This window comes from Cognatishimia activa, from assembly GCF_017798205.1.
Taxonomy (GTDB): domain Bacteria; phylum Pseudomonadota; class Alphaproteobacteria; order Rhodobacterales; family Rhodobacteraceae; genus Cognatishimia; species Cognatishimia activa_A.
On record NZ_CP060010.1, the window covers coordinates 895368 to 915263 of the forward strand.

The following is a 19896-nucleotide window of genomic DNA, read 5'->3' on the forward strand; positions in this document are numbered from 1 at the left end:
TTCTGCGAACACCCCCAAACCCTGCCCTAAACGCAAAAACGCCGCGCTGTTTCCAACGCGGCGTTTTATACTTTCGGCTGTCGCGCCGCTTACGCTGCCAGCGCGCCTTTTGCTTGGTCAACGATTGCGCCAAACGCTTCTGGCTCGTGGACTGCGAGGTCTGCGAGGACTTTGCGGTCTACTTCGATGCCAGCCAGATTCAGGCCGTTGATGAATTTGGAATAGGTCAGAGCCTCGTCGTGTGCACGCACAGCTGCGTTGATCCGCTGGATCCACAGCGCGCGGAAATTGCGCTTGCGGTTCTTACGGTCGCGAGTTGCGTATTGGTTTGCCTTATCGACCGCTTGGGACGCGACCTTAAAGGTATTCTTGCGACGGCCGTAATAGCCTTTTGCCGCTTTGACGATTTTCTTGTGACGGGCGTGGGTTACGGTACCACCTTTAACGCGGGACATATCTCAGGCTCCTTAGCGTGCGTACGGCATGTATTTTTTGACGATCTTGCTGTCGGCCTCACACAGGGTGGTGGTGCCGCGTGCATCACGAATGAACTTCGTGGTGCGCTTGATCATTCCGTGACGCTTACCAGCCTGGCCAGCCTTGACCTTGCCGCTTGCCGTCATCTTAAAGCGCTTTTTTGCGCTCGATTTGGTCTTCATCTTAGGCATTTCCGTCTCCTTCTTAAGTCGTCGGTACAGACGCGACTCGGCATGCCATCCAGCCGGCCACGCGATAGAGGCGCCGTATACGCGGCGAATCTGTATAGGGCAAGGGGGTAATGCGCTTATTTTACAAGGCTTGCGAGCACATCAATGACGACGGCCGGAACCTCTTGCAACGTATAGCCCATTGGCTTGGTCGTCAGAGCATAGGCCAGGCAGCCCGCAGCGACAATGGCCGAGAGAACAGCAAGCCTTGGCGAACGGCTGTCCGCCAAGGCTGAAAGAAACATGGGAACGGTCAAAACTGCGAGACACAATCCAAGTGTCAGAAACAGATCCGGGTTCATGAAATCTCCGAAGGGTTACGTCCTCAGAGATTATTCTGGTTCACTTGCGTAAATCAAACGTTCATCACAGGGCGCGACGCGCAAAATATTTGTGGTTCCGGGAATGTTAAAAGGCACCCCCGCGGTCACAACAACCTGATCCTTCTCAGTTGCAAGACCCATTCGTTTGACTGCCCCAACAGAGGCCAGAACCGAGGATTTAAACCGGTTGAACTCTTCGGTGATTACCGTCGTTGTACCCCAAGTCAGTGCCAGACGACGTGCGGTCCCACGGCGGCTGGTCATCGCCACAATCGGCACCCGAGGCCGTTCACGCGCGACCTTCAACGCGGTCGTGCCAGATTGAGAGAAGCAACAAATCGCACTGATTTCAGTGGTTTCCGCGATTTCACGCGCCGCTGCAACAATCGCATCCGCGACGCTTTCGCCTTTAACATGGCGGCTCGCTTCGATGACTTCGCGATAGTTCGGATCGTTTTCCACCTCGATGGCCACATTGTTCATGGTTGTGACCGCTTCGATTGGATAGTCACCCGCAGCCGATTCAGCGCTGAGCATGATGGCGTCCGAGCCCTCATAGATCGCGGTCGCGACGTCAGAGACTTCGGCCCGCGTTGGCATCGGGCTCTCGATCATGCTTTCCAGCATCTGGGTCGCAACAATCACAGGTTTCGCATCACGGCGACAGCGACGGATCAGGCGTTTCTGGATCGGGGGCACGTTTTGAACAGGCAGTTCGACGCCCAAGTCTCCGCGCGCGACCATAATGCCGTCCGATACATCAAGGATCGCATCAAAGTCCTGCACCGCGGCTGGTTTCTCGATCTTGGACAGGACAGACGCGCGGCCACGCACCATTTCGCGGGCTTCCAAAACATCCGCTGGGCGTTGCACAAAAGACAAAGCCAGCCAGTCGACGCCCAGTTCACACACAAACTCGAGATCTTTCTTATCCTTGGCCGACAGCGCCGCCAGTGGCAGCACCACGTCAGGGACATTCACGCCCTTGCGGTTTGAAATCGTACCGCCAGTGGTCACGACACAATTTGCATAATCATCGCTGCAATCTTCGACCTGCAAACGGATCTTGCCGTCGTTGACCAGCAGGTTCGCACCAGGTTTCAGAGCCGCAAAGATCTCTTTGTGAGGCAGGCACACGCGGTTGATGTCGCCGGGGGTTTCGTCCAGATCCAGGCGGAACTTCGCGCCTTCGACCAGATCCTCCGCCTCATTGGCAAAGGTACCCACGCGCAATTTCGGTCCCTGCAAGTCGGCCAAGATCGCGATGGGGCTGGAAAGCTCGTCTTCGATCTGACGGATAATCTTGTGACGCTCGGCGATCTCGTCATGGCTGCCGTGGCTCATGTTCAGTCGGAACACATCCGCGCCGGCTTCGTGCAGAGCTTTGATGGTTTCATAGGTGCTCGAAGCTGGGCCCAAAGTGGCCACGATTTTCACATTTCTCTGACGTCTCATACCGGCTCTCTTATCTTGCAGCGGTCAAATGTTACCGCTAACTATATCGCAATGCGACAATACGCAATTCCAATTTAGCTGCGCGGCGCCTAGACAGCTAGCGGAAGGAAACAACAGCCACATGACATATCAACCATTTCATATCTCAGGTGCGGATCGGGCGTCGCGTTGGGTCATTACCGTGGATCACGCTGCAAATACAGTGCCAAAAGAGGTAAATGACGGAGATCTCGGCCTAAATTCAGCTGATATGAACCGCCACATCGCCTATGACATCGGGGCAAAAGGCGTGGCTTTGGGCTTGGGCGAGTTGCTCAACGCACCGGTCATTTCATCGAATTTTTCGCGTCTCGTTATTGACCCAAATCGGGGCGAAATTGACCCAACTTTGATCATGCGGCTTTACGATGGCACGATCATTCCGGCAAACGGCGACATCGACGACGCAGAAGAAGCGCGCCGCATCAATGCCTATTACCGCCCCTATCACGATGCCGTTGCCGGGGTTCTGGCCCTGCGCGACGACCCTGTCGTTCTGGCAATCCACAGTTTTTCGCCTCAGCTCAAAGGCCGCCCCCCGCGTCCATGGGAGGTCGCAATCCTGCATGCGGATGGCTATGACCAGCGCAACTTCGGCCCCCATGTGATCAAGCGCCTCGCACAAGAAACCGATCTGACGGTCGGCGACAACGAACCCTATTTCGGCCATCTCCCCGGGGATTCTGTCGACCGCCATGCCGTGACGTCAGGCCTAGTGAATTGCTTGATCGAGGTGCGGCAGGATCTTATTGCTACCGAAGCTGACCAAGAGGCCTGGGCCCAACGCCTCGCGCCCGTTTTAACCGAAGCCCTCACCACAAGCGGGCTCTGAGCCTGACCCAATCGACCGGAGACCCACATGGACGACCAAACCCGCATTGAACTCGAAGCCGCAGTGTTCCGTACCCTGCGCGAGCACCTGATGGAAAAGCGCACGGATGTGCAGAACATCGACATGATGAACCTCGCGGGGTTCTGCCGCAATTGCCTCAGCCGCTGGTACCAAGAGGCCGCCAACGCGCGCGGCATCGAGATGGGTAAAATGGAAGCGCGCGAGATTTTCTACGGCATGACCATGGACGAGTGGAAAGCCAATTATCAGACCGACGCGAGCCCTGAGCAGCAGGCCGATTTCCAGAAGAGTTTCGACGAAAACGTCGGCAAGGATGGATAAAGCGCTGCAGAACACGCGTCACAGTCTGCCCGATGGGCGGGACGTGCAGGAGGTGACTCTTCGTGGTCATGGGCTGACCGCCAAGGTCCTGACGTTGGGTGCCGTGGTTCGTGAGCTGAAACTTGGAGGCCACGCGCCGTCATTGGTTCTGGGCTACGAGAACGTCGCCTCCTATGTCACCAATCACGGGTTTCTTGGGGTCATCGTCGGGCGCTATGCCAATCGGCTGAAAAATGGCCAGTTTGAGATTGATGGTCGGCGGTTTCAAGTGGACCGCAACGACAATGGCAACGCCTTGCACGGCGGATCGCAGGGCACTTGGGCACAAATCTGGGAGATAGCAGAGCAAGGCGATGACTTTGTCACGCTGACGCTGACGCTGCCGGATGGGCATATGGGTTTTCCGGGCCAGTTGGACATCGCGTGTCGCTATAGCGTGATGCCAAATGCCACGCTGGATATTCAGATCACCGGAAAGACCGACGCGCCGACGTTGTGCAATCTGACTCCACATTGCTATTTCAACTTGGATGGGCTCGCGGATGTCGCCAATCACCAGTTGCAGATCAATAGCGCGCGCTTTGTTCCAGGCGACACGTTAGGCATCCCGTTAGGACATATCGAGTCTTCCGATGCTTCTATGGATTTTCGCAGCCCGCGCCCCGCGCATGACGCGAACATTGACGTCAGCTATTGCTTTGACACATCGCAGGGCTTGCAGGAGCACGCGCGGCTTACCAGTGACATATCGGGGCGATCTGTGACGGTACTGTCAAATCAGCCCGGGCTTCAGGTGTTTAACGCTGCTGAAATGCAGACCCCCGAAAACGGTCACGCAGGCGCGCCCTACGGGCCCTATTGCGGCGTCGCCTTTGAGCCGCAAATTTGGCCCGACGCGCCAAATCAGCCGGGTTTCCCCGATGCCGTGCTTAGGCCTGGCGAGACCTATCTGAACCACAGCCAGTTCCGGTTTTCATAAAGAAAGGCGCTCGAGATCGAGCGCCTTTTTCGCAGTACTCTAGAGTGGATCAGATCGCTTTCGCGCGCGCCTCATCCAAATAAATCTCGCGCAGACGTTTCGCCAGAGCACCCGGGGTCCCATCGCCCAAAGCGACACCGTCAATCTCGACAACAGGCATCACAAAAGCGGAGGCCGACGTGGTGAATGCCTCATCCGCCTCTTTGGCCTCATCAATCGTGAACAGACGCTCTTCAATCTGCATCTGAGCCTCTTCGGCCAGACGCAGAACCGCCTTACGGGTGATCCCATGCAGGATGTCGTTGGACAAAGGCCGCGTGACGATCTTGCCATCTTTGACGAAATAAGCGTTGTTCGAAGTGCCTTCCGTCACGTGACCATCCTCGATCATCCACGCATCATCCGCACCAGCCGCCTTCGCCATCATCTTGCCCATGGACGGGTACAGCAGCTGCGTGGTTTTGATATCGCGACGACCCCAGCGGATGTCCTCGATGGAAATGATCTTGGCACCCTTTTGCGCGGCAGGGCTATCCGCCAAACCTGGCTTGTTCTGGGTGAACAGAACCAAGGACGGCTCGGTCGTCTCAGGATCAGGGAAAACGAAATCGCGATCCCCATCAGAGCCGCGAGACACCTGCAAATATACAAGCCCTTCGTCAATCTCATTGACCTCGACCAGCTTACGGTGGATCTCCAGCAGCTCTTCCTTGGTGCAAGGCGCCTTCATATCCAGCTCTTTGAGCGAGCGTTCCAGACGCACCGCATGGCCCTCAAAATCCACCAGCTTGCCACCCAGAACCGAGGTCACCTCATAGACCGCATCGGCCATCAGGAACCCGCGATCAAAGATGGAAATCTTGGCTTCGGTCTCTGGCAGATATTCGCCATTCACAAAAACGGTGCGGGTCATGTTGGTCTCCGTAAGTCCTAACCCCAGAGCGCCGTCGTGGACGGATGCACCCCAGAGTCGTCAAATCTCAATGCGTGGTCACGGTCTTCTGCCAGAAGCAGCGGGCCGTCAAGGTCTGTTACGCGCGCACCCTGCGCGACGAGCACGGCGGGGGCCATGGCCAGCGAGGATCCCACCATGCAGCCGACCATGACGTCATAGCCCTCAGCCAACGCCGCCTCGCGCAATTTCAGTGCTTCGGTCAGGCCGCCGGTTTTGTCGAGCTTGATGTTCACCACATCATATTTGCCTTTGAGTGCAGGCAGGCTCGCGCGATCATGGCAGCTTTCATCTGCACAAACCGGCACGGGGCGCTCCATGCCCAGCAAGGCATCATCTTCGCCCGCTGGCACGGGCTGTTCAACCAAGGCCACACCCAAGCGGAGCAAATGCGGAGCCAGATCGGCATATACCTCGGCCGACCAGCCCTCATTCGCGTCTACGATAATGGTCGCATCCGGCGCGCCGCGTCGCACGGCTTCCAGACGCGGCATATCATCCGGCGTACCCAGCTTGATTTTGAGCAGCGGGCGAAATGCGTTCTCGCGCGCCTGAGCTTCCATCGCCTCTGGCGTATCAAGCGACAGGGTGTAGGCCGTGATCTCTGGCCCGGGCTTGGGCAAACCCGCCAGCTCCCAAACGGGCTTTCCAGCCAGTTTCGCCTCCAGATCCCAAAGCGCGCAATCCACAGCATTGCGCGCAGCCCCTGCAGGCAAGAGATCTTGCAACTCGGCCCGTGTGAAATCCGCCGGGAGCCCTTCGATCTCTGCGGTCACGGACTCAAGCGTCTCATCATAGCGCGCATAGGGCACGCATTCGCCCCAACCACTCGCGCCGTCTTTGGAAACCTTGACCGTCAAAACCTGCGCCTCTGTCCGCGCGCCCCGCGCAATTCGAAAGACCTGCGCCAGCTTAAACACATCGCGCGATACTCTTATGTCCAAAAGCTCAGCTCCCAGCTTTCATCTTGCTAAAATACTCCCGCCGGAGGCATTCCAGATCGCCCACAACGCCTCCCCGTGAGGGTAGATCAGATCGCTGCCAGCGCGTCCACCAAGCGACCCGCGCCGTGGCGGTAGGGATCGACCGTCGGCAAGCCCATCTCGGCCTCAACCTTGGCACAATAGGCCAAAGCGTCTTCATCGCTCAGATGCTGAGTGTTGATGGAAATACCTGCCACAACCACATCAGGATTGGCGACCCGCGCCAATGTCAGGGCGACATCCTGCAGCTCAGACAGGGATTTCAGCTTATAGCCCGGCAGCCCCCGCATATGGTCACGGGTCGGCTCATGACAAAGGATCAGCGCATCCGGCTGCCCGCCATGCACCAGCGCCATGGTCACGCCGGAATAAGACACGTGGAACAATGAGCCCTGCCCTTCGATCATATCCCAGTGGTCATCATCATTGTCGGGCGTCAGATACTCGACGGATCCCGCCATAAAGTCCGCGATCACCGCGTCCAAAGGCACGCCGCTGCCGGTGATCAGAATGCCCGTCTGACCTGTCGCGCGGAAGGTCGATTTCAACCCGCGCTCCTGCATCTCAGCGTCCATCGCCATCGCCGTGTACATCTTGCCAACGGAACAATCGGTCCCAACCGCCAAGCAGCGTTTGCCTGTGCGTTTCACACCGGTTGCAATTGGGTAAGCAACCGTTGGCACCCGCACGTCATGCAGGGTCCGACCGTTGGTCTGCGCCGCCGCAACCAGATCGCCCTCATCTCGCAGCAGGTTGTGCAGGCCGGACGCCAGATCATAGCCCTTTTCCAGCGCTGAAATCAGCACGGCTTTCCATTTCTCGGAAATCACACCGCCACGGTTCGCTACGCCAATCACCAAAGTGCGCGCGCCGGCCGCGAGGCCTTCGTCCAGAGTCATCTCGGTCAATCCAAGGTCAGCGCCGCAGCCGTCCAGGCTGATCTGCCCAACCGCGTTTTCCGGACGCCAATCGCGAATACCAATCGCCACTTTCGCCGCCAACATGTCAGGCGCGTCGCCCAGGAACAGAAGATAAGGAGTTTCAATCATAGCCAAGCCCCACAGAATTCGAGTCACGCAAGAATTCCCGAAAATCTGCGCAAGTTTCTCTCAAATTGACGGCGCATCGGGGCTGGATAAATAATTTTCTTATGTATCTTCCAAATTATTCGAATATTCTCCCAACATCTCATAATATCCTCGAAGATCCTGCGACTTTCCGCGATATGAGACCTATGACGCGGCGTCGCAGCAATCTCATGCCGCAATTGCGAAAAGAACCTTGCGAACGTGCGCGCAATTTAATAACCAAACCACAACACTAGACGCAATATCCTTTCCAGGAGACCGAAATGAGCTTTCGCATCCAACCCGCCGCACCGGCCCGCCCAAACCGCTGTCAGCTGTTTGGCCCAGCCTCTAACACTAAACTCTTCGCCAAGATGGCAGCCTCTGCGGCCGATGTGATCAACATCGACCTCGAAGATTCTGTCGCGCCAAGCGACAAAGAGATGGCGCGCGCTAATGCGATTGAAGCGATCAATACGGTCGATTGGGGCAACAAATATCTCTCCGTGCGGATCAACGGTTTGGACACGCCCTACTGGTATCGCGACGTCGTGGATCTGCTGGAGCAATCCGGTGAGCGCCTGGATCAGATCATGATCCCAAAAGTGGGCTGCGCTGAGGACATCTATGCAGTCGACGCACTGGTCACCGCGATTGAAGCCGCGAAGGGTCGTCAGAAGAAAATCTCTTTTGAGGTGATCATCGAATCTGCAGCGGGCATCGCCCATGCCGAGGAAATCGCGGCGGCGTCGCCACGTCTGCAGGCCATGAGCCTCGGAGCCGCGGACTTCGCAGCCTCGATGGGCATGCAGACGACTGGCATCGGCGGCACGCAGGAAAACTATTACATGCTGCGCGAAGATCAGAAATACTGGTCCGACCCATGGCATTGGGCTCAGGCCAAGATCGTGGCGGCCTGCCGCACACACGGCGTTCTGCCGGTCGACGGGCCATTTGGTGATTTCAGCGACGACGAAGGCTACATCGCGCAGGCGATGCGCTCGGCGACGCTGGGCATGGTCGGCAAATGGGCGATCCATCCGAAACAAATCACGCTGGCGAACCAGGTCTTCACCCCATCGGAAGAGGCCGTCAACGAAGCCCGCGAAATCCTTGCGGCGATGGAACAGGCCAAAGCCAATGGCGAAGGCGCGACCGTTTACAAAGGCCGTCTTGTCGACATCGCGTCCATCAAACAGGCCGAAGTGATTGTGGCGCAAGCCGAACTGATCGCAGCCTCAGCTTAAGTCGCGTGCCGCTCCCTCGGGCGGCGCGCTCTTGGCAACCCGGTTGATTGCTCTTTCCTGCCGGGTTGCCATTCTTGGTCAAATCTGCGCCATTTGCCGTGCCTAGAACGAGACCGAACATGACCCAGCCCATCACCCTGATTCACACCGCTGAAATCCACCGCGCGAGCTTTTCGGCACTGCGCGACCGGATCGCGCCAGAGGCAGAGCTTGTGCAACACGTCCGCACGGATTGGCTGGACAAAGCGCGCAAACATGGGGTGCGTCAGGGTTTGATCGACGAGATCGCGGACCTTATCCACCAAGCCCCAGGCCCCGTCGTCTGTACCTGCACAACGCTTGGTGAAGCGGCGGCCGCGCTTGGCGCGATCCGTATTGATGCACCGATGATGGCGGAAGCGTCGCGGGCGGGCGGGCCGATCCTGATGGTCTATGCGCTTGAAAGTACCTTTGAGCCGTCCCTCGCACTTCTGGACTCCGCGCTACAGAACGCGCAGCAAGAAACCCAGGTGCTTCCGCTTTTCATCGGACAGTTCTGGCCGCTATTCGAAGCGGGCGAAGTCGAAGCCTTTACCGCCTGCGTCGCCGGAGCGGTCAAAGATGCGGTTGCCCACAATGACGTGGGATGCGTCATCCTTGCACAAGCCAGCATGGCCGCGGCTGCGCCTTTGCTGACCGACCTGGGCAAACCGGTCCTGACCTCTCCCGGAAGCGCCTTACGCGCGGCCCTTTCGGCCTAAGCGCGCTCGTCTTTAGGGGAGCCCATAACAACATAGGATGTGATGGAGTTGACCTGAGGCACAGTGCCCAAAACATCCGTGTGAAAGGCTTTATAGGCCACAAGATCAGTGGCCTCGACGCGCAAGAGATACTCAACAGACCCTGTGATATTGTGGCATTCCACTACCTCGGGCGCGCGGGCAATCGCGCGTTCGAAAGATTCCTGAGCCTCTTTCGTGTGCTGGTTCAACCCAACGGTAATATAGGCCACAAAACCGATGCCCCGTTTCGAGCGATCCAAGACCGCGCGATACCCTGCAATGACACCAGATCGCTCCAGATCCTGCACCCGTCGCAGGCAGGCAGACGGCGATAGCCCGACACGATCGGCCAGTTCCAGATTTGAGATGCGCCCATCGCGCGAGAGTTCGCGCAATATCTTGTCGTTGATATGATCAGTTTTCGCCATTGATTGCAAAAATAGATACAAAGTGACAAAGAACGCAATTCAAATGCGCAAATTTTCCGCCACATTCACCCCTATGACCTACGAAATCCTCACCGGCCTTATCGGCTTTGCCTTTGTCACCTCGATCACTCCGGGGCCCAATAACCTGATGCTCATGGCCTCGGGCGCCAATTTTGGCTTTATGCGCACCATTCCGCATATGTTGGGGATCGGCATCGGCTTTACGGTCATGGTCGCTCTGGTGGGCTTTGGGTTGATGCAGATCTTCGATCTGGTGCCATACAGCTACGAAGCGCTCACGGCCGCGAGCATCCTCTACTTGCTTTGGCTTGCTTGGAAGTTCGCCAATGCGGGCGAACCTGAGACCCAAGGCGCTTCCGCCAACCCGATGAATTTTCTGCAGGCAGCGGCGTTTCAATGGGTGAACCCAAAGGCGTGGTACATGGCGCTCTCCGCGATCACGCTTTACGCGCCCACGCGCGACATTACGGCTGTGCTTTTGGTCGCACTGGCCTTCGGCGCCGTCAACCTGCCCTGCGTCAGCAGTTGGACCGTTCTGGGCCAACAGATGCGCCGTTTCCTGACCAACAGCGTCAGGCTCAGACTGTTCAACTGGACAATGGCCCTGCTCTTGCTGGCCTCAGCCCTTCCTGCGCTATTTGGCTAGAACTTCGCACCCAGATCTGTTGCAATTCCCGATCCGCGTCGTCATATAGCACAGTCAAGGTGACGTGGAGTGAACGATGACCAACTACCTCGATTTTGAAAAACCGCTGGCGGAAATCGAAGGCAAAGCCGAAGAATTGCGCGCGATGGCGCGGCAGAACGAGGAAATGGACGTCACAGACGAAGCCGCAGCGCTGGATCGCAAGGCCGAAGAGCTGCTGCAAGAGCTTTATAAAACGCTGACCCCTTGGCGCAAATGTCAGGTCGCACGCCACCCCGAGCGCCCGCACTGCAAAGACTATATCGAAGCGCTGTTCACGGAATATACGCCGCTCGCGGGCGACCGGAACTTTGCCGATGACCATGCGGTTATGGGCGGTCTGGCACGGTTCAACGACCAGCCTGTGGTCGTGATCGGCCATGAAAAAGGCAATGACACCAAGTCGCGGATCGCGCGCAACTTTGGCATGGCGCGCCCGGAAGGCTATCGCAAAGCGATCCGCCTGATGGAGATGGCGGATAAGTTCGGCCTGCCGATCATTGCCTTGGTGGACACGCCCGGTGCCTACCCCGGCAAAGGTGCCGAAGAGCGTGGCCAGTCCGAGGCCATTGCCCGCAGCACCGAGAAATGCCTGCAGGTCGGCGTACCAGTGATTTCGATCATCATCGGCGAAGGCGGATCCGGCGGGGCTGTGGCCTTTGCCTCGGCCAATAAGGTCGCGATGCTGGAACATTCGGTTTACTCGGTGATTTCCCCCGAGGGCTGCGCGTCCATCCTTTGGAAAGACGCCGAGAAGATGCGCGAAGCAGCGGAAGCCCTGCGTTTGACGGCTCAGGACTTGCTGAAACTGGGTGTGGCGGATCGCACCGTGTCGGAACCTATGGGCGGTGCACATCGCGATCGTCCGGCGGCTATCGAGGCTGTCGGAAAAGCGATCGGCGATATGTTGAAAGAACTGTCCGAACTGGATCGCGACGGCTTGATCGCTGCGCGCCGCAAGAAGTTCCTCGACTTGGGCAGCAAAGGCCTCGCGGCCTAATTCGCGAGCAACCTCAGACCCTGCGTCACATCTGACCGTACCGCCAATCGCAATCCCGGCTCGTCTCCCGCCTTTAGGGCTGCGAGGATCAGTCTGTGATACTGTGGCGGCTCGGTTTTACGCAGCTTGCCATAGAGAGCCCGCATCGTCGGACCAAGTTGCAGCCAAACGGTCTCTGCCATCGCCAACATAGCAGGCGCCTGCGCGCGCAAGTAGAGCGCTCGGTGAAAATCCAAATTCGCGCGGATATATTTGACCGGATCACGCATCGCGACCGCATCAGCGACACGCCCATTGATGGTCTGCAAACGATCAATCAGCGCCATGTGCGCACGCGGCAAGGCACGGCTGGCGAGCTCCACCTCAAGGAGCGCACGCAAGGACGCGAGCTCTTCGATCCGGTCAGGGGTCAGCTCTGGCGTCGAAATGCGCCCCGAGCTGGACATGGTCAACGCCCCTTCGGCAACCAAACGCCGTACCGATTCCCGCGCAGGGGTCATCGAGACCTCATATTCCGCCCCAATCCCCCTGAGGGTCAGAGGTACGCCGGGCAGGATTTCCCCATGCATAATGCGACTGCGAAGGCCGCGGTAAACGCGATCATGGGCGGAGGTCGAGGCCTCTAGTGGCTTGGTCGTGGGCAACATTCAGCAAATGTGATCACAAACCTAGAGGCCGTCAATCCTCAAATCTATAGCGATGCAGCTTTTCGCCATGCTGCCTCAGCCAGGTGCGTTCTGCTTTATGGGGGCCAAAGAGCGTATGGACCTCGTCCCAGAAGGCCTTGGAGTGGTTCATCTGCGCCAAATGCGCGACCTCGTGGGCCGCCACATAGTGCAGCACTTCTTCGGGTCCCATCACCAAACGCCAGGAAAACATGAGCGCGCCCGCGCTGCTACAGGATCCCCAGCGCGACCGAGTATCTCGCAAGGTTATCCGCGCGTAAGGACGCCCCAGATCCCGAGAATACCCATCACAGGCCTCAACAAGCCTGTTCCGGGCCTCGGTTTTCAAAAACGCCTGCACCCGCGCCCCTACGCGCGCGCCGGAAGGCACCAACAGAGCCTCTCCGTCACGCTTCACTGACCGTCCCTGCCCCGCCCCAACAGTGAGCAATTCACCCTGGAACGGCAGCTCAGTCCCAAGCGTCACCTGCACAGCCTCAGGCCGTGCCGCCATATTGCGCACAAGCCAATCGGCCTTAGATTGCGCAAATTCCAACGCCTCAGACTCAGGGACTCGGTTCGGCAGGGTCAGCGTCACACGCCCATCCAGCCGAGACACACGCAAACTGATCCGACGCGCCCGCGCAGAGCGTCGCAGCACAATCGGAATATCCGGCGCGCCTGGCACAAAAAATTCAGTCATTTCGCCCCCCACGCCACTTGTTTCACGTTACCCTTTGACTATCTCCGCCACTTATGGCAGTTGGCCCGAACTGTCGACAAGACTCACGTGATTAAAGGGGAAACCTATGCCCAAAGAAGAATGGGGCGTAAAGCGTCTGTGCCCAACCACTGGCAAGCGTTTCTACGACCTGAACAAAGACCCGATCGTCAGCCCATACACCGGCGAAGTCGTCGAGCTGGACACCGGCAAGAGCCGCATGATCGCAGCCGATAGCGAAGACGCAGCGACGCTGAAAGCCAAAGCCAACGACGGCGATGATGCGGACGTGTTGGATGATGATGACACCGTCGATCTGGAACTGGATGATGATGTTCTGGACGAAGACGAAGACGACAATGTCTCTCTCGAAGAGATTGCGGACATGCCGTCTGAGGACGACGACTCTTAAATGAATAAAGGTGGGATTTTTCACTTGATCCCACCTTTCCCAACGCCTAACTAGGCGCGCAGGGATCGCGATAGATCCAACAGGTTTGGGGCCTTAGCTCAGCTGGGAGAGCGCTACAATGGCATTGTAGAGGTCAGGGGTTCGATCCCCCTAGGCTCCACCAAATCTCCGAAAATAAATCAGCATTATTTTCAAATGGTTGCACGGTACCCGGCTACCTCCAGGCAATCGTGTCACCGTTTTTCTAGTAGTCCTCGGTCACTGTCGTGTCACACGTTTGTATCGTTCTTAGTATGCTGAACAAGGATTGGCTATCGGCCGCATTCGGCTCATAGCGGACATTCATGCGATTTACCCAATGCTGCGGTGCTGCTCGTCAAACCGGACTATCGCCACGCTGGCGTATTCCGAGCATAGTTGGTTGTCAGCTATGGGCACAAAGCTGCCGCGCTGCAATTTGCCTCAACAAATATACATAGCGAAATAGGCTGTTGAATGAACAACCATCGCGCACTTAGCCCTCGACGCGATCCCCCGCTAATGGATCGTGATGTTGTCCAAACATGTTGCTAAGAATTTACCTTCACCCAAGCACTATTGTTTTCCGAAGATTTCACACAGGCCGAGACAAAAGCCATCCCGAACACACCATCATTGATGTTGGGAAGTGGATCACTTTGCGGTGCGTCAGATTTCCTGTCATGAGCCCGAATGAGTTTTGCTGCATCAGCATAAATAGTTCCAAAGGCCTCAAGATATCCTTCGGGATGCCCAGACGGAATACGCGTGTCGGCAGGAGACGTTCCTGGACCACCCCTAGTCAAAACCTGTTTTGGTTCGCCGAAACGAGTGAATAGCAGCACATTCGGGTTCTCTTGCGACCATTCGATACCCGCCTTGCTCCCATAGATCCGTAAAGTGAGATTGTTCTCGTTGCCAACAGCCACCTGGCTAGACCAGAGCATTCCTTTGGCCCCACCTCCGAAGCGCAGGAACACTTGTGCATTGTCGTCCAAGCCCCGCCCAGGGACGAAAGTGTCAAGGTCAGCGGCAACTTCTTTCACTTCGAGGCCAGTTACGAAAGTTGCCAAATTTATCGCGTGGGTCCCAATGTCGCCAATGCATCCCCCCGCGCCAGATTTGGCTGGGTCCGTGCGCCAGTCAGCTTGTTTATTTGAAACTTCCTCGGCCAACCAGTCCTGCGCGTATTCAACTTGAACAACGCGAATGTCACCCAGTTCACCACCGGCAATCATCTGTCGGGCTTGGCGGACCAAAGGATATCCCGTGTAGTTGTGAGTCAAAACGAAACACTTGCCAGACTCTTTCACAGCATGTGCGATGTCGCGTGCTTGATCTAAAGTTGCAGACAGTGGTTTGTCGCAGATGACGTGGATGCCGTAGTTCAAAAATGAAATCGCCGGACCCGCGTGAGCATGGTTCGGTGTCACGATTGCAACGGCGTCAATTCCATCAGCTCGGTCCGCTTCAGCTTGGGCCATGGCCGCAAAGTTGCTGTAGCTGCGGTCGTCAGAAATTCCAAGCTCACGTGATGAAGTCAAAGCGCGCTCAGGATCAGAACTCAACGCACCGGCGACAAGCTCCCATTGATCGTCGAGACGTGCTGCCATCCGGTGCACAGCGCCAATGAAAGCTCCCTGCCCCCCGCCGACCATGCCAAGCTTCAATCTTGTCATTTATTCAGCCCCAGCATCTTGTTAATCTGCGCCTTGTCGACCTCGCCTCCAGCAAAGTCATCAAAGGCTTTGTCCGTCACTTCTATAATGTGATCGCGGATGAACGGAGCCCCCTCCGCTGCGCCCTGTTCTGGAGACTTCAGACAGCATTCCCATTCTAATACCGCCCAGCTTTCATAGCCATGCGTCGCCAAACGCGAAAAAATGCCTTTGAAGTCAACTTGCCCATCGCCCAGGCTCCGGAAACGCCCAGCGCGATTGAGCCAAGGCTGATAGCCAGAATAGACGCCTTGCCGACCGTCCGGGTTAAACTCGGCATCTTTGACGTGATAGGCGCAGATTCTTTCGTGGTATATGTCGATAAAGCTGAGATAATCCATCTGCTGCAGGAGAAAGTGCGATGGATCATAATTGATCTGCGCACGCCGTTGACCGTTGACGGCGTCTACAAACATCTCAAAAGTTGCGCCGTCAAAAACGTCTTCGCCCGGATGGATTTCAAAGCCAATGTCTACGCCATTATCCTCGTAGGTATTCAGGATCGGCGTCCAGCGACGGCCAAGTTCTGCAAAGGCCTCTTTGATAAGCCCGGCTGGGCGCTGTGGCCAGGGGTAGAGGTACGGGAACGCAAGGCTTCCTGTGAAGCTGACCGAAACATCAAGCCCTAGTTTACGGCTGACTTTGGCAACTTTGGTCACTTGATCCACAGCCCAGGCCTGACGCGCTGCTGGCTTGCCCTTTACATGGTCAGGCGCAAAAGCGTCAAAGGCAGTGTCGTAAGCTGGGTTAACTGCAACCAACTGACCCTGCAGATGCGAGGATAACTCGGTGACGGAAACACCTGCATCCGCACAAATGCCCTTTACCTCATCGCAGTAGCAGTCGCTTTCCGCCGCTAAATCGAGATCAAATAGGCGCTTATCAAAAGTCGGGATCTGCACGCCCTTATAACCAAGGCCCGCCGCCCATTTCGTAATGGTTTCTAGTGAGTTGAAGGGAGCATCGTCCCCTGCAAATTGAGCGAGAAAGAGCGCAGGGCCTTTAATCAATCCTGGCATAGTAAACTCCTCTTTTTCGTGGTGTTCGCAGCTGCCAAATCCTGCGGTGCATATGTAAATGCTGTGAAGTCTGCAGTTCGTGCTTGTCCTGTGATGTCAAACGCAAACATTCCGACGAAAGCGCCAGTAAAAGAAGCATGCTCTCCGCGACCACCTTCGTCAGAGATAACGCTAGCGTCTAACTCTGGCCCGATGGACTGCCAGCTGCCAGATGTTCGATAAAAGAACTGTTGCATCTTGCCGTTTACCTCAACGCCAAGCTCTATCGCATCATCACCCAGTCCAACGGGCGCACACGGAAAGCTGAGTTGCCCGTCGGGCCAATCTCCAGCACAGGATAAGATCGTTAAGACACGACCAAGTTCTTCTGTCCATGTCACCGTGAGTGCGTGAAATTTATGACGATTATAGTAGGTCGTCAGCCCAGCACCGTGTTGGTACGCCGTTGGGTCAAATCTCTGCAATTGGCAGGTCGCCGTATACGTGTGATCCTCTTGGCGGCGTGCCACGAGAGATTGTTCAAACCAGCTGCCTAGGCTTTCTCGTCCAATCAGACGCAGTGCGTCGCCAGTCATCTCAAACAGGCGACTATGGTCGGGAGTGCGAAGCCACTGGAAGTCTTTAGGTAATTTTGGTGCGCTGAGATCGTAAGACACCGGTTTTCTCTTTGGAACTAGTACAGGTTCAGCGAGTGTCACGCGCTCTGGTGGTGCCAATCCGCCGTCAGCCAAGTACAGCCAGCCGTCATCGCCCCATTTGCATTTCGCTATCCCGGTTTCGCGACCACATGGTGAGAATAGACCTTCCAACGGACGACCACATAGATAGGTATGAAAGACTTCACCCGATGGCGTCTCAACCATCTGACCATGCCCTGTGCGCTGCATTGCATTATCTGGAGCATCTTTTGCTGTCATAACAAAGGTATTGGGGTGTATCTCATACGGACCCCAAATGTCGCGAGACCGCGCCAGTGTCACAGCATGCTCGTAGCCCGTGCCTCCTTCGGCGGTTGTAAGATAGTAATAGTCGCCGCGTCTAAAAATATGCGGCGCTTCGGTCAAGCCGTGCGCGCTGCCCGCGAAAATGTTTTTGACTGGGCCAATCAAACCCTGCTCCGGATCCCATTCCTGCAGAAGAATGCCGTCAAATGCGGGATGTTTGGGATGACCACCCACAGAATTCGAGACATGGTTCCATTGCATATTGCTGAAGTATTTCCGGCCGTCCTCGTCGTGAAAAAGGCTTGGGTCAAACCCTGACGAGTTGACGTAGATTGGATCGCTCCATGGCCCTTCGATAGATGGAGCCGAAACAATGTAGTTGTGCGCATCCTTGAAGTTTCCATCCAAACGTTTGACGTCGGTGTAAACCAACCAAAACAGCCCATCGGCAAAACTTAGGCACGGAGCCCAAACACCGCAGCTGTCGGGATTTCCGCGCATGTCCAGTTGTGATGCACGGGACAGTGGGCGCGCCACCAGATCCCAGTTCGCGAGATCCTGAGACGCATGGATCTGTACGCCAGGGTACCATTCGAACGTCGAGGTGGCGATGTAGTAGGTATCGCCCGCACGACAGATCGAGGGGTCAGGATTAAAGCCGCGAAGAATTGGATTCTGAATCATCGGCGCTCCCGCTTATGCAAGCAGTGCTTGGGCTGCCGTTGCGGACAGAGCCGCGGGGCGCTCGCACGTAGTTGTCATTTCGACAAAACGACCTTCCTCGCCTGACGTGAGAATGGCTGTCATCACATCAACGACGTGCAACGAAAACTCGAGTGAACAGCGATGCGGGCGATCCTCTAGAATTGCTTGCGCCATATCGGCAAGGCCAGCTGCGCGATAGTTCGCATTTGGCCCATCATTCGCGACAGACAAAGGATGCTCCCAGCTGGGTACGTTTACGAACGTTTCTTTGTCCGTCATGCGCACCTCACCCCCAAAGAAATTAGGGTCCGGCACGTGCAGGGTTCCTGTCTCTCCGTAAAGCTCCATATTGGCATGACCGTGCTGCCAGACATCCCAGCTGGCGCAATAGGTCACTTGCGCGCCTGATTTGAACTGAAGAACCGCGTGAATAGTCGTTGGTGTTTCGACAGCGATTTTCTCACCGTTTCGAGGTTCACTTGTGATTGTGCGCTCGTCGGACCCTTTGGATGACATTGCGACGACGCGCTTTACTGGCCCCAGAAGCTGAACAAGGTTCGAGACGTAGTAAGGCCCCAAATCAAGAATTGGCCCGCCCCCTGGCTTGAAGAAAAAGTCTGGGTTCGGGTGCCACATCTCCATACCCGGGCTTTGAACAAAACAAGTGCCCGAGGTGACTTTTCCAACAGCACCCGCATCGATCAGCGATCGAGCCAACTGATGCGCGCCGCCCATAAACGTGTCTGGAGCCGACCCAACACGCAGCCCTTTGGCATCCGCTAGAGCCTTTAGGCTTTGCCCCTCTTCAACGGTCAGGACAAATGGTTTTTCTGAATATGCGTACTTACCAGCCTTAAGAATGCGCGTTGAAACTTCGTGGTGTGCGTTTGGTACGGTCAGGTTAACGACAATATCTATGTCGTCAGAGGCCAAAAGCCCGTCCACGGTTTCTGCACGCAAGCCAAATTCTTCCGCCCGAGCTTTTGCAGCATCCATATTCATATCGGCGCAGGCGCGCATTTCGATACCTGCAAACATCGGGGCGAGCCGCATGTAAGCCGCCGAGATATTGCCGCAACCGATCACGCCTATTCCAAGTGTTTTGCTCATAACTGCCTCTCAATATGTGCGGAAAGCTTCAATGGACCGCGTCGCAAAGCGGGTCACATCAGAAGGGTTGTCATGTTCTGCCACAAAAAGCGTCACGCCATGGGCCCTTAGCGCAGCGATCAATGCCGCCCAATCCATTGTACCTTGACCCACGTCAGCCCAGCCGTCCTCGTCTTCGCATTCTCCTTCGGGTGCGATGTCCTTAACGTGTGCAGCTGTAATCCGCGCCCCGTGGTCGGCAATCCATTGCATCGGATCATGACCGCCACGAATGACCCAGGCGACGTCCATCTCCCACTCGATATCCGGCGCGTTTTCCAACAGGATGTTCATCGGCAGCGTACCGTCAGCCAAAGGCATGAACTCCCAATGGTGGTTGTGCCAACCAAACGCGAGGCCTGCATCCTGTACGCGCTTGCCTACATCGGACAAACGAGCAGCATAGGCTTTCCAATCCGCACGCGTTGCACCGTTTTGCAGTTCTTGATCGGGTGCAGGACAAAAGATCTTTTGGATCCCCAGTGTTTTCGCCGCTGCGATTGAGACCACAAAATCATCCTCGCAGCTTGCCAATGGGAAGAAGTGACCGCTTGTCATGGTCAATCCATGCCGATCTAGCAGGTCTTTAAACTCCGCCGGGTTTTCATAAACCCCGCCAAAGCCTTCGACCTGAGTGTAGCCCAATTTAGCAATGCTTGCGATGACATCAGCCCAAGGCGTGAAGTTCCGTGCAGAATAGAGTTGGAACGAAAAACTCATAATT

23 protein-coding genes and 1 tRNA gene are annotated in these 19896 nt (G+C 56.4%); 9 read left to right on the forward strand and 15 right to left on the reverse strand.

Going from position 1 to position 19896, the window contains the following annotated elements; translation table 11 throughout:
- Positions 1-89: 89 nt before the first annotated feature.
- The 4 genes from rplT to pyk form a co-directional block, all read right to left on the reverse strand.
- A complete protein-coding gene (rplT, locus tag HZ995_RS04325) occupies positions 90-455 on the reverse strand; it encodes a 50S ribosomal protein L20 (protein ID WP_209357450.1) in 366 nt (121 codons plus the stop codon).
- A 12-nt stretch (positions 456-467) separates the two neighbouring features.
- Entirely contained in the window at positions 468-668 is a 201-nt protein-coding gene (rpmI, locus tag HZ995_RS04330; RefSeq protein ID WP_209357451.1) for a 50S ribosomal protein L35, read from the reverse strand.
- Between the two features lie 116 nt (positions 669-784).
- Positions 785-1009, reverse strand: coding sequence for a hypothetical protein (locus HZ995_RS04335; protein ID WP_209357452.1), 225 nt, complete (start codon positions 1007-1009; stop codon positions 785-787).
- A 30-nt stretch (positions 1010-1039) separates the two neighbouring features.
- On the reverse strand, positions 1040-2485 hold the full coding sequence (gene pyk, locus HZ995_RS04340; RefSeq protein ID WP_209357453.1) for a pyruvate kinase: 1446 nt from the start codon (positions 2483-2485) through the stop codon (positions 1040-1042).
- Between the two features lie 121 nt (positions 2486-2606).
- Between pyk and HZ995_RS04345 the strand changes: the two genes are divergently transcribed.
- Genes HZ995_RS04345 through HZ995_RS04355 form a run of 3 tightly spaced genes read left to right on the forward strand, consistent with a single transcriptional unit; the run spans position 2607 to position 4677 of the window.
- Positions 2607-3356, forward strand: a complete 750-nt coding sequence (locus HZ995_RS04345) for an N-formylglutamate amidohydrolase (protein ID WP_209357454.1) — start codon at positions 2607-2609, stop codon at positions 3354-3356.
- A 27-nt stretch (positions 3357-3383) separates the two neighbouring features.
- Positions 3384-3698: a DUF1244 domain-containing protein gene (locus HZ995_RS04350; RefSeq protein WP_209357455.1), complete on the forward strand. Its 315-nt coding sequence runs from the start codon at positions 3384-3386 to the stop codon at positions 3696-3698.
- Positions 3691-4677 (forward strand): aldose epimerase family protein, encoded by a 987-nt coding sequence (locus HZ995_RS04355; RefSeq protein ID WP_209357456.1) that lies wholly within the window; start codon positions 3691-3693, stop codon positions 4675-4677. Before HZ995_RS04350 ends, HZ995_RS04355 begins: the two co-directional genes overlap by 8 nt.
- A 49-nt stretch (positions 4678-4726) precedes the next feature.
- On the opposite strand, the gene HZ995_RS04360 is transcribed toward HZ995_RS04355, so the two are convergent.
- From HZ995_RS04360 to dgcN, 3 genes are all read right to left on the reverse strand, one after another.
- Positions 4727-5590: a D-amino-acid transaminase gene (locus HZ995_RS04360; protein WP_209357457.1), complete on the reverse strand. Its 864-nt coding sequence runs from the start codon at positions 5588-5590 to the stop codon at positions 4727-4729.
- A 17-nt stretch (positions 5591-5607) separates the two neighbouring features.
- Positions 5608-6573 carry an N-acetyl-D-Glu racemase DgcA gene (gene dgcA / locus HZ995_RS04365; protein WP_209357458.1) on the reverse strand — a complete coding sequence of 322 codons (966 nt, stop codon included), beginning with the start codon at positions 6571-6573 and terminating at the stop codon, positions 5608-5610.
- An 86-nt stretch (positions 6574-6659) separates the two neighbouring features.
- Entirely contained in the window at positions 6660-7661 is a 1002-nt protein-coding gene (gene dgcN, locus HZ995_RS04370; protein ID WP_209357459.1) for an N-acetyltransferase DgcN, read from the reverse strand.
- A gap of 302 nt (positions 7662-7963) precedes the next feature.
- On the opposite strand from dgcN, the gene HZ995_RS04375 reads away from it, so the two are divergent.
- Both HZ995_RS04375 and HZ995_RS04380 read left to right on the forward strand, forming a co-directional pair.
- On the forward strand, positions 7964-8926 hold the full coding sequence (locus tag HZ995_RS04375) for an L-malyl-CoA/beta-methylmalyl-CoA lyase (RefSeq protein WP_209357460.1): 963 nt from the start codon (positions 7964-7966) through the stop codon (positions 8924-8926).
- A 119-nt stretch (positions 8927-9045) separates the two neighbouring features.
- On the forward strand, positions 9046-9666 hold the full coding sequence (locus tag HZ995_RS04380) for a hypothetical protein (protein WP_209357461.1): 621 nt from the start codon (positions 9046-9048) through the stop codon (positions 9664-9666).
- On the opposite strand, the gene HZ995_RS04385 is transcribed toward HZ995_RS04380, so the two are convergent.
- Positions 9663-10115: an Lrp/AsnC family transcriptional regulator gene (locus HZ995_RS04385; protein WP_209357462.1), complete on the reverse strand. Its 453-nt coding sequence runs from the start codon at positions 10113-10115 to the stop codon at positions 9663-9665. The two genes, HZ995_RS04380 and HZ995_RS04385, sit on opposite strands and share 4 nt — an antisense overlap.
- 73 nt (positions 10116-10188) lie before the next feature.
- Here HZ995_RS04385 and HZ995_RS04390 point away from each other — a divergent pair, with 73 nt between their 5' ends.
- Positions 10189-10782: a LysE family translocator gene (locus HZ995_RS04390; protein ID WP_209358153.1), complete on the forward strand. Its 594-nt coding sequence runs from the start codon at positions 10189-10191 to the stop codon at positions 10780-10782.
- A gap of 76 nt (positions 10783-10858) precedes the next feature.
- Positions 10859-11821: an acetyl-CoA carboxylase carboxyltransferase subunit alpha gene (locus HZ995_RS04395; RefSeq protein ID WP_209357463.1), complete on the forward strand. Its 963-nt coding sequence runs from the start codon at positions 10859-10861 to the stop codon at positions 11819-11821.
- Here HZ995_RS04395 and HZ995_RS04400 read toward each other — a convergent pair.
- Together HZ995_RS04400 and HZ995_RS04405 are read right to left on the reverse strand one after the other, a co-directional pair.
- Positions 11818-12468: a GntR family transcriptional regulator gene (locus HZ995_RS04400; protein ID WP_209357464.1), complete on the reverse strand. Its 651-nt coding sequence runs from the start codon at positions 12466-12468 to the stop codon at positions 11818-11820. The two genes, HZ995_RS04395 and HZ995_RS04400, sit on opposite strands and share 4 nt — an antisense overlap.
- Before the next feature lie 31 nt (positions 12469-12499).
- Positions 12500-13189 carry a M48 family metallopeptidase gene (locus tag HZ995_RS04405; protein ID WP_209357465.1) on the reverse strand — a complete coding sequence of 230 codons (690 nt, stop codon included), beginning with the start codon at positions 13187-13189 and terminating at the stop codon, positions 12500-12502.
- 106 nt (positions 13190-13295) lie between these two features.
- Here HZ995_RS04405 and HZ995_RS04410 point away from each other — a divergent pair, with 106 nt between their 5' ends.
- Complete coding sequence (locus HZ995_RS04410; protein ID WP_209357466.1) at positions 13296-13619, forward strand: TIGR02300 family protein; 324 nt, start codon at positions 13296-13298, stop codon at positions 13617-13619.
- Positions 13620-13706: 87 nt separating this feature from the next.
- Positions 13707-13782 (forward strand) — tRNA-Ala (locus tag HZ995_RS04415).
- A 406-nt stretch (positions 13783-14188) separates the two neighbouring features.
- On the opposite strand, the gene HZ995_RS04420 is transcribed toward HZ995_RS04415, so the two are convergent.
- Genes HZ995_RS04420 through HZ995_RS04440 form a run of 5 tightly spaced genes read right to left on the reverse strand, consistent with a single transcriptional unit; the run spans position 14189 to position 19892 of the window.
- Positions 14189-15316, reverse strand: coding sequence for a Gfo/Idh/MocA family protein (locus HZ995_RS04420; RefSeq protein WP_245168750.1), 1128 nt, complete (start codon positions 15314-15316; stop codon positions 14189-14191).
- Positions 15313-16374 (reverse strand): sugar phosphate isomerase/epimerase family protein, encoded by a 1062-nt coding sequence (locus HZ995_RS04425; RefSeq protein ID WP_209357467.1) that lies wholly within the window; start codon positions 16372-16374, stop codon positions 15313-15315. The genes HZ995_RS04420 and HZ995_RS04425 overlap by 4 nt, the downstream gene beginning before the upstream one ends.
- Positions 16362-18002 carry a glycoside hydrolase family 43 protein gene (locus HZ995_RS04430; protein WP_209357468.1) on the reverse strand — a complete coding sequence of 547 codons (1641 nt, stop codon included), beginning with the start codon at positions 18000-18002 and terminating at the stop codon, positions 16362-16364. The genes HZ995_RS04425 and HZ995_RS04430 overlap by 13 nt, the downstream gene beginning before the upstream one ends.
- Positions 18003-18014: 12 nt before the next feature.
- Positions 18015-19133, reverse strand: coding sequence for a Gfo/Idh/MocA family protein (locus HZ995_RS04435; protein WP_209357469.1), 1119 nt, complete (start codon positions 19131-19133; stop codon positions 18015-18017).
- A 9-nt stretch (positions 19134-19142) separates the two neighbouring features.
- Positions 19143-19892, reverse strand: a complete 750-nt coding sequence (locus tag HZ995_RS04440; protein ID WP_209357470.1) for a sugar phosphate isomerase/epimerase family protein — start codon at positions 19890-19892, stop codon at positions 19143-19145.
- Positions 19893-19896: the final 4 nt, after the last annotated feature.